The sequence below is a fragment of the Pseudomonas sp. EA_65y_Pfl1_P113 genome (assembly GCF_963970525.1).
GTDB classification, from domain to species: Bacteria; Pseudomonadota; Gammaproteobacteria; order Pseudomonadales; family Pseudomonadaceae; genus Aquipseudomonas; species Aquipseudomonas tritici.
Window position 1 is genome coordinate 1 of record NZ_CAXAQM010000551.1, and the last position, 457, is coordinate 457.

1 pseudogene is annotated in these 457 nt (G+C 58.2%); it reads right to left on the reverse strand.

The annotated features are described in order from the left end of the window. Positions 1–457, reverse strand: a pseudogene (locus AACY52_RS31030) (Tn3 family transposase); the annotation flags it as partial.

Consider the following 457-nt stretch of genomic DNA (forward strand, 5'->3'; position numbering starts at 1 on the left):
TAGGCATCGAAGCGCTGATAGTTGCGGGTTCCCTCGATCCATACATCACCGGCGCGCAAACGATCACGCAAGGTTGCCATGATCGCAATTTCATAACGTCGGCGGTCGATACGGCCGCTTTCGGTGATGAGACGCTTCCACTGCCGATTGGGGAATGGCAGTGGAACGCCATCGGTAAGGTCGCGCGACTTTCGTGTGTTCGCATCGCGAATGACATCGATGGCTTTGATCAGTGCCGTCCCTGTTCCAGACGCCTTGAAGGTGAAGGCGTCCAGAAATGCCGGGCTGAAACGCCGTAGCGTGGCGTAACGCTCGGTTGCCGTTACCAGTGCGTCCTCGCCGGCAAGATCAGCAAGGGCATCTACTTGGGCCTTTGCCGCAACAAGCCGGTGCCAGCCCACCGCTTCGTCAATCAATTCGAGCGGATCGCCGCCATTCTGGACAGCCTCATCAAGTG